This is a genomic window from Bradyrhizobium sp. CCBAU 11430 (assembly GCF_028128855.1).
Lineage (GTDB): Bacteria > Pseudomonadota > Alphaproteobacteria > Rhizobiales > Xanthobacteraceae > Bradyrhizobium > Bradyrhizobium ottawaense.
Map to the genome: position 1 here is coordinate 548122 of NZ_LBJV01000003.1, position 8740 is coordinate 556861.

The following is an 8740-nucleotide window of genomic DNA, read 5'->3' on the forward strand; positions in this document are numbered from 1 at the left end:
GGGCTCTGAAACATGTCGATCAGCAGCATCAACTACTCTTCGTCGATTCTCGGCTCGCAGATCCGCAACATCAATCAGCAGCTCACCGACCTGTCGACGCAGCTCTCGACCGGCAAGCTGTCGCAGAACTATTCCGGGATGGGCACCAACGAGGGCTTTGCAATCGCCGGGCGCGCGCAGCTCTCCAACATCGCCGCCTATACCGACACGATCACCAACGTCAATGTCAGCATCAACCTCGCCAATACCGCGCTGCAGTCGCTGACCAAGATCCGCAGCACGGTGCAGACGGGTGCGGCCAACACCGCGCAGGATCTCAACGTCAACGGCCAGACCATCGCGCAGAACACCGCCGCCGCCCAGTTCGGCTCGATGGTCGGCGTGCTCAACACGCAGACGGGCAACCGCTATCTGTTCTCCGGAACCGCCGTCAGCACGCAGTCGGTCGCGGATGCCGGCGACATCATCAACGGCACCACGACGCAGGCGGGGTTCAAGACCGTGATGGCGGAGCGCCAGGCCGCCGACCTCGGCGACGGGATGGGTCGTCTGGTGCAGTCGACGCTGCCGTCGGGCGCGATACAGGTGTCCGAGGACGTTGCCGGTTCGCCGTTCGGTCTGAAGATCTCGGCGGTCTCCTCGACACTGACGGGCGCCACCATCACCGGTCCGAGCGGCTCGCCGGTGTCGTTCTCGGTCAATCTCAACGGCCTCAATCCGAACAACGGCGACAAGCTCAGCGTTCAGTTCACCTTGCCGGACGGCTCGACCGAGCAGATCGACCTGACCGCCTCGACGGCTACGCCGACCCCGGTGGGCAGCTTCGCGATCGACGCAAGCACCCCCGTCAACCCGGCCAACACCGCGACGAATCTCAACACGGCGCTGAACACCGCGATCAAGAAGCTCGCGGGCACCTCGCTGGTGGCGGCATCCGCGGTCACGGCGGGCGACAATTTCTTCAACACCGCCAGCTCTGCGATCGGCACGCCCAAGACCAGCCAGGCGGGCCCACTCGTACCGATCAGCGGAGCGACGGCGCTGTCCGGTGCGAGCCCCACGGACTCGATCTCGCCGGGTTTCGTCGCCGGCGACACCATCACCGTCAACGGCACCACGCTGACCTTCGTGGCCTCGGGCGCGACCGGCAACCAGCTCAACGTCGGCGACAGCGTCCAGACGCTGATGAGCAAGATCGACGCGATCACGGGGACGTCGAAGCCGTCGACAATCCATGGCGGTTCGATCACGATCAACACGGACGATGCGGCGAGCCTGAACATCACGAGCTCGAATACCGGCGCGCTCGGTTCGCTCGGTTTCAGCGCGACGCCGGTGACCGCGACGCAGCCGCCGCTGCGCGTCGGCTCCTCGCCCGCGAGCTCGGCGACGACGCTGGTCAACGGCTCGGCCAACACCGTGAAGTGGTACACCGGCAATGACGGGCCCGGCCCGGCGCGCTCCACCGCGATGGCGCGGGTCGACGATTCCGTCACGGTGCAGTACGGCGCCCAGGCGAACGAGGACGCGATCCGCCGGCAGCTGCAGGCAATCGCGGTGTTCGGGACCTTCTCGACCTCGCCGACCGGGCAGTATTCGGGCGGGCAGGTCGCCGCGCTGAGCCTGCGCACCACCCAGGCGCTGACCCAGCAGCCCGGCCAGCAGCGCATCGAGGACATCCAGACCGACATCGCGATGGCCCAGAACACGATGAAGGACGCGAGCACGCGCCAGACCCAGGCCAAGGCGCAGCTCCAGACCATCATCGACCAGGCGGAATCGGCCTCGCCGGACGAGGTCGCGAGCCAGCTGCTGGCGCTGCAGAACGCGCTCCAGGCGTCCTACCAGGTGACCTCGAACCTCGCGCAGCTGTCGCTCGTCAAGTTCCTGTAAGGATGCGTTAAGGCGCCGTTAACCATGCCTCTTTACCTCTTGGTGAGGATTGGAGCGGGGCGGAGCTGCCGATGTCGGACAGGATGCAATTGGTAGTGGCAACGCCGTGCTTCGGCGGGCAGGTGTCGAGCATCTATGCGAGCTCGATCTTCGCGCTGCAGCGGGCCGTGCACGGCATGTCCAATCTCGAGCTCAAGGTGCTGCTGCGCGACGGCGATGCGCTGATCACCCGCGCGCGGGCCAATCTGGTCGCGATGTTCCTGGACGATCCCAGGGCGACGCATTTCCTGTTCATCGATGCCGATATCGGCTTCAAGCCGGAGCAGGTGTTCAGGCTGATCGAATGCGGCGCGGACGTCGTCGCCGGCTGCTATCCGATCAAGCGGGTCAATTGGGATAAGGCAAAGCGTGCGATTGACGCCGGCCGCACCGACGTGCCGGCCGCCTCGCTCGATTACGTGCTCGAGATCGAGGACCCCGATCGCATCGTCGTGGTCAACGGCTTCACCCGGGTGCGTTATGCGGGCACCGGCTTCCTGATGATCCGGCGCCAGGCGCTGGAGGCGATGTGCCGCCATCCGGACTATGCGGCCTTGCAGTTCTTCCGCGAGCATTCGCACGATACGCTGGCGGCGAGCCAGAACCGTTTCGCGCTGTTCGAATGCATGATCGATCCGGCGACCGGCACGTATCTTTCCGAGGACTTCGCCTTCTGCAAGCGCTGGACCGATATCGGCGGCGAGATCTGGGCCGATATCCAGAGCTCGCTCGATCACGTCGGGCCGTCGGTATTCCACGGCGACATCGCCTCGCAATTCGCGCCGGCGCCCGCGGCGGCGGCCGATGCGGCGTGAGCCTTCCGGGATGAGCGCCGGCGCATCCCGTCTGTCAGGTCAGGAGCGCGCCCCCGACGGCGGCTCGCGTTATCGCCTGCGCGATCTCTTCACGCCACTGGACACGCTGCTCGTCTCCGGCGGTGATCCGCGGCTGGCGCTCGACGCCAGCGATCGCGTCAACGGCTATGGCTGCGCGGCTTCGCCGGAGCCGGAGATCTGGAATTTCGCCTCCTCGACCGCATCGACGATCTCGCAAATGGCCTACGACCGTGCCGCGCTGGCGCGCGAAGAGCTGATGCACAAGTGCCTGTTCGACGAGGTCGAGGTCGCCTTCGATGCGCGCTGCGAGGACATGCGGGACGAGCTGCGCGGCCATCTCCAGCTCTCGCCGCGCGTCGACGTCGTGTTCTCGCCCTCCGGCACCGACTCCCAGCTCCACGCCCTGTTCCTGGCGCGCGCGGTGCTCGGCGCGCCGCCGGTGACGATCGTGGTCGGCGCCGACCAGACCGGAAGCGGGACGATCCACACCGCCCGCGGGCACCATTTCAGCTCCATGACGGCGAGCGGCCTCGCGGTTCGCAAGGACGGTGCGGTTGCGGGGCTCGCCGGCGCCAGTCTCGCATTGCCGCTGCTCGGGACCGCGCCGGGGATTGCGATGCGCGCGGACGCGGATGCCGCGGTGCTGCATGCGATCGAGGCCACGATCGCGCAAGGCGCGCCCGTGCTGCTCCACATCATGGACGCATCGAAGCTCGGCTGGCGCGCACCGAGCGCGGCCTGTCTCGACGAGATGGCGCGCCGCTGGCCGCGCAAGGTCCAGATCGTCGTTGACGCCTGCCAGGCCCGGCTCGGCCGCCGCCGGCTGCGCTCTTATCTCGACCGCGGCTATATGGTGCTGATGACAGGCTCGAAATTCTTCGGTGGGCCCGCCTTCAGCGGCGCGGTGCTGGTGCCGAAGGGCCTTTCGCGGTCGCTCGACCGGGTCGAGGGGTTTGCGCCTGGTATCTTCGACTATGCCGGCCGTTGCGATTGGCCGGTGGCCTGGACGGCGCTGCGTTCGCGCTTCGAACGCCGTCCGAATTTCGGTCAATGGCTGCGCTGGGAAGCGGCGCTGGCCGAGATCGGCCGCTACTACTCCGTATCAGGGGCTTTCCGCGCCGAGATGCTCGCCGAGCTCGCCGCCGGCATCGACAGCATGATCGCGCTGTCGCCTTCGCTTCGCGCCGTCCCATCCGCGATCGGGACCGCCGGCGTGGATGATGAGGAATTTGCACAAACCACGATCTTTCCGTTCATCCTGCTGCGCGACGGCAAGCCGGTCTCGATCGCCGAGACCGCGGCCGTTCATCGGGCGCTGGCGCGTGACATGAACGAGGCGATCGGCGGCAGTGCGGCGGACCGGCAGGTCGCCGTGCAGCGCTGCCTGATCGGCCAGCCGGTCCGGCTGGAGCGGCAGGGCGAGGCACCGCAGGCCGTGCTGCGCCTCTGCGTCGGCGCACGGCTCGTGACCGAGGCCTGGTCGCCGGACATGGCGCAGGCGCAACGCAACGTGCAGCAGATTCTCGATCGCATCGCCCATGTCCTGGTAAAGATCGAGCTGCTGCTCGACCGTGGCGCGGTTGCGGCCGTGCCGGTAAACTCCGCGTTCGAGGTGTGAGATGCAGCATCCGGTTTCCGCGCCGCTTCGCATGACGGCGGCGAACTACGCCGATCGCATCGGCTTTGCGCAGCTGACGCGCCAGGCCTTCGAAGGCGTCGACCTGCATCCGTTGCGCGACCAGCTGCTGGCGCGGATCGCGGCGGGGACCGCACTGGCGGGCGAAGGGCTGGATCTGTCGTTGATCACCCAGCTACTCGGCGACAAGGATCAGGGGCTTGCGATCCAGTCGGAGGTACTGAGCTTCCACCAATTGTTTCGCACGCCGGGCGCTGCTCCGAAGCCGGGCTTGCGCGTGCTCGCGCTGGCAGCCGACATCGACATGGGCGGCAACACGCCGATCGATTTTCTGCTCGAAGACTCCGACATCGAGCTGTTGACGCTCTACGTGGTCAAGGGCGTCGGTCTGCCGGAGAATTTGCCGGAGCATGACGTCGCCATCGTGGTCGCCTCCGATTCCGAGGAGTGCCGAGATGCGCTCGCCTCGATCGAGAAGGCCGCGCCGCACTGGCCGCGGCCGCTGCTCAATCGTCCCGATCGCATCGGCAATCTCGATCGCGACAAGCTGCATCGGCTGCTGGCCGGCGTGCCGGGTCTCGACATTCCCGCGACCATCCACGCGACGCGCGCGCAATTGTCCGAGCTTTCGCGAGGGCAGATCGCCTGCCGGGACATCGCGGCCGAACTGCGCTTTCCGATGATCGCGCGGCCGCGCGGATCGCATGCCGGCGTCGGACTCGCGAAGCTCCACGATGCGGCCGCGCTCGCAGCCTACCTTGCCGAGCGTGATGAGCAGGATTTCTTCGTCGCGCGCTTCGTCGACTATGTGAATCCCGACGGGCTCTACCGCAAATATCGTCTCGCGATGGTCGACGGCAAACCCTACGCCTGCCACATGGCGATCGCCGACCGCTGGGACATCTGGTATCTCAACGCCTACATGGCGTTCAGCGAGGAGAAGCGGGCAGAAGAAGCGATCTTCATGCGCGACTTCGATCACGCCTTCGCCGCGCGCCACGGACGCGCGCTCGACGAGATGAGCAGGCGTGTCGGCCTCGATTATTTCATCGTCGATTGCGCCGAGAACCAGGACGGCGAGCTCCTGGTGTTCGAGGCCGACAACACCGCCGTCGTGCACAACATGGATTCGCCGGTCGTGTTTCCCTACAAGCCGCCACAGATGCGAAAGATCTTTGCGGCGTTCTCGGCGATGCTGTCGCGGCATGCAGGAGCCGGCGAGGGGAGTGCAGCATGAACGAGATCATCCGCAACGCGCAAAGCTCCGTCGCGCACGCCTCGCTCGACCCGCAGAACTGGAGCGAATTTCGCGCGCTCGCCCATCGCATGCTCGACGATGCGATCGACGGCATCGCCAACGTTCGGGCGCGTCCGGTCTGGCAGCCGATTCCCGATGCGACCCGCGCGGCCTTCAAGGCCGACGTGCCGCGCGAGGCGAGCGACCTCGCCGAGGTCTACCGCGAATTCGCCGATCACGTCGCGCCGTATGCGATCGGCAACGTCCATCCCGGCTTCATGGGCTGGGTGCATGGCGGCGGCACCGCGGTCGGCATGATCGCGGACATGCTCGCAGCCGGCCTCAACGCCAATCTCGGCGGACGCGACCACATGCCGATCGAGGTCGAGCGCCAGATCGTCGACTGGATGCGCCGCCTGTTCGCGTTTCCGGACAGTGCGAGCGGCATCTTCGTCACGGGCACGTCGATGGCCAATCTGATGGCGGTGCTGGTGGCGCGTAACGCTGCGCTCGGCACGCTGGCGCGGCAATACGGCATCGGCAATGACGGCACGCTGCTGACGGCCTATACGTCGCAGGCCGCGCATGGCTGCGTCTCCAGGGCGATGGACATCGCCGGGCTCGGCACCGACGCGCTGCGCAAGATCGGCGTCGATGCCGATCATCGCATCGACGTAGCCGCGCTGCGCGCGCAGATCACAATCGATCGTGAGGTCGGTTTCACGCCGTTCCTGGTCGTTGCCTCTGCCGGCACCGTCGACATCGGCGCGATCGACGACCTCAAGGCGATCGCGGAGCTGTGCCGCGAGGAGGGAATCTGGTTTCACGTCGACGGCGCTTTCGGCGCGCTCGCGATCTTCTCGCCCGAGCTCGCGCCGCTGCTCGGCGGCATCGAGCTCGCAGATTCCATTGCACTCGACTTTCACAAATGGGGGCAGGTGCCCTACGACGCTGGCTTCCTGCTGGTGCGCGACGGCGAGCTGCATCGGCAGGCCTTCGCGCAGCCCGCGGCCTATCTGCGCCGCGAGGCGAGGGGGCTTGCGGCGGGCGCGGTCTGGCCCTGCGATCTCGGCCCAGATCTGTCGCGCGGCTTCCGTGCGCTGAAGACGTGGTTCACGCTGAAGACATTCGGCACCGATCGGCTGGGTGCGACGATCACGAGAAGCTGCGCGCTGGCGAAATATCTGGAGGCCCGCGTAATGGCTGAACCGCGGCTGGAATTGCTGGCGCAGGTCAACCTCAATATCGTCTGCTTCCGCTATCGTGCCGATGATGCGGTCAATCGCGAGATTGTCGCCGACATCCAGGAGTCCGGAATAGCAGCTCCCTCGAGCACGACGCTGGGCGGCAGGTTTGCGATCCGCGCCGCGATCGTCAATCACCGCACCGAGGAGGCGGACATCGATGCGCTGGTCGCGGCTGTGCTGGAGTTCGGCGGCCGGCGGTGCGGCGACGGGATGATCGAGGTCGAGGCACCGCCGCTCGCGGCGCAATAGCACTGGTGCATGGCTGAAACGACAACGGCCCCGGAGACGATCCGGGGCCGTTGTCGTTTGCGGACTGGGTCGTTCGCGTGGCGGCCGCGCGAACGCGCGCGGTCAGGCGGCGGAGCTCACGTCCTTGGCCGCTTCCGTCTGGGGATGGGTGGCCTCGAATTGGCTCCGCAGCTTCTCTTCATAGGCGATCAGCTTGCGGGCATCCTTCAGCGCCCGGTAGAGGTCGCCGTTCAGGATGTTGTTGTTGATGCCCTCGATGATCGGCCAGGCGCTCGGCACCGCGGTGACGATATCGCGCACCAGGTTGAAATAGGTGCCGTGCTGGCTCTGCGGATCCGGCGAGATGTACATGAGCTGGACCGCCAGATAGACGAGCTTCGCCGGCGAATCCGCGGTCTCCGGCGTGAGGATGTCGCGCTCGCGCAGGATCGGCACGTTGTCGCCGTCGATCAGGAGGCGCGCGCGCTGGTCCGTGTTGGTAATCACGCAGTTGCCGACGATGATGCGTTCGTGCGGTCTGAGCTCGACCTTGAGGGCCATTGCCTGTTCTCCATCAACGCTTTCGTAACCGAGCGCTCGTTGCGGCCTATTAAGACGTGATTCTCGCTCGGAATTAGTTAACGACCTGTAAATTCCCGCCGTTCACGCGGGAAACCGCAATATTTTCAAGGTGGTACCCTTGCGGCTGCGCGGCGATCTTGCGCGGCGTCCCCGGCCGAATCACGCGAAACCCGGCAAAGGCACGGATTTCATTTCATGTTTCGTTAGAGGTCTCGGCGCCACGGTCCGCCGGTCGCTGGGTCACTCTCGATCCAAGCAGACGAGTAACAGTTGCGTCGTTTACCAGAAAGGTAACAGAGTTATGTCAGGCATCGTCCTCTCCGCGTCGGTTCGCCAGAACCTCCTCTCCCTCCAGTCCACTGCTGATCTTCTCGCCACCACGCAGAACCGTCTGTCGACCGGCAAGAGTGTCAATTCGGCCCTGGACAATCCCACCAACTTCTTCACCGCCCAGTCGCTCGACAACCGCGCCAGCGACATCAACAATCTGCTCGATGGCATCGCCAACGGCGTGCAGGTGCTGCAGGCTGCCAACACCGGCATCACCTCGCTGCAGAAGCTGATCGACTCTGCGAAGTCGATCGCCAACCAGGCGCTGCAGACCACGGTCGGCTACTCCACCAAGTCGAACGTCTCCGCCACCATCGCCGGTGCGACGGCGGCCGACCTGCGCGGCACGACGAGCTTCGCCAGCGCGACCGCAAGCAGCAACGTTGTGTTTAGCGGCGCGGCCGGCGGCACCACGGCGGCGAGCGGCACCACGACCCTCGGCGCCACCATCGGTTCCTTCACGGGCACTGCGGGCACGGCCGGCGACGGCACCACGGCCCTGACCGGCGCCATCACCCTGATCGCGACCAACGGCACCACCGCCACCGGCCTGGCCAGCAACGCCCAGCCCGCCGACGGCGACACGCTGACCGTGAACGGCAAGACCATCACCTTCCGCTCGGGCTCTGCTCCGGCCTCGACTGGCGTTGCGTCCGGCTCGGGCGTCAGCGGCAACCTCGTCACCGACGGCAGCGGCAACACCACTGTCTAC

Annotated in this window: 7 protein-coding genes; 6 read left to right on the forward strand and 1 reads right to left on the reverse strand. The window is 66.3% G+C overall.

The features are described from left to right. Positions 1-12: 12 nt before the first annotated feature. From XI04_RS02510 to XI04_RS02530, 5 genes are all read left to right on the forward strand, one after another. Positions 13-1893 (forward strand): flagellar protein, encoded by a 1881-nt coding sequence (locus XI04_RS02510; protein WP_271608760.1) that lies wholly within the window; start codon positions 13-15, stop codon positions 1891-1893. 71 nt (positions 1894-1964) lie between these two features. Then, complete coding sequence (locus XI04_RS02515; RefSeq protein ID WP_028144334.1) at positions 1965-2747, forward strand: hypothetical protein; 783 nt, start codon at positions 1965-1967, stop codon at positions 2745-2747. Next, the gene (locus XI04_RS02520) at positions 2737-4386 is read left to right on the forward strand and encodes a hypothetical protein (RefSeq protein WP_038951235.1); all 1650 of its coding nucleotides are present in this window, start codon (positions 2737-2739) and stop codon (positions 4384-4386) included. The genes XI04_RS02515 and XI04_RS02520 overlap by 11 nt, the downstream gene beginning before the upstream one ends. Before the next feature lies 1 nt (position 4387). After that, positions 4388-5641 (forward strand): ATP-grasp domain-containing protein, encoded by a 1254-nt coding sequence (locus tag XI04_RS02525; RefSeq protein WP_038951234.1) that lies wholly within the window; start codon positions 4388-4390, stop codon positions 5639-5641. Further along, entirely contained in the window at positions 5638-7137 is a 1500-nt protein-coding gene (locus tag XI04_RS02530; RefSeq protein WP_028144337.1) for a pyridoxal phosphate-dependent decarboxylase family protein, read from the forward strand. Before XI04_RS02525 ends, XI04_RS02530 begins: the two co-directional genes overlap by 4 nt. Positions 7138-7239: 102 nt before the next feature. Here XI04_RS02530 and flbT read toward each other — a convergent pair whose 3' ends face one another. After that, positions 7240-7677 carry a flagellar biosynthesis repressor FlbT gene (gene flbT, locus XI04_RS02535; RefSeq protein WP_028144338.1) on the reverse strand — a complete coding sequence of 146 codons (438 nt, stop codon included), beginning with the start codon at positions 7675-7677 and terminating at the stop codon, positions 7240-7242. Between the two features lie 322 nt (positions 7678-7999). On the opposite strand from flbT, the gene XI04_RS02540 reads away from it, so the two are divergent. After that, positions 8000-8740, forward strand: a 741-nt coding sequence (locus XI04_RS02540) for a DUF1522 domain-containing protein (RefSeq protein WP_271623365.1), incomplete at its 3' end; no start/stop codon positions are given.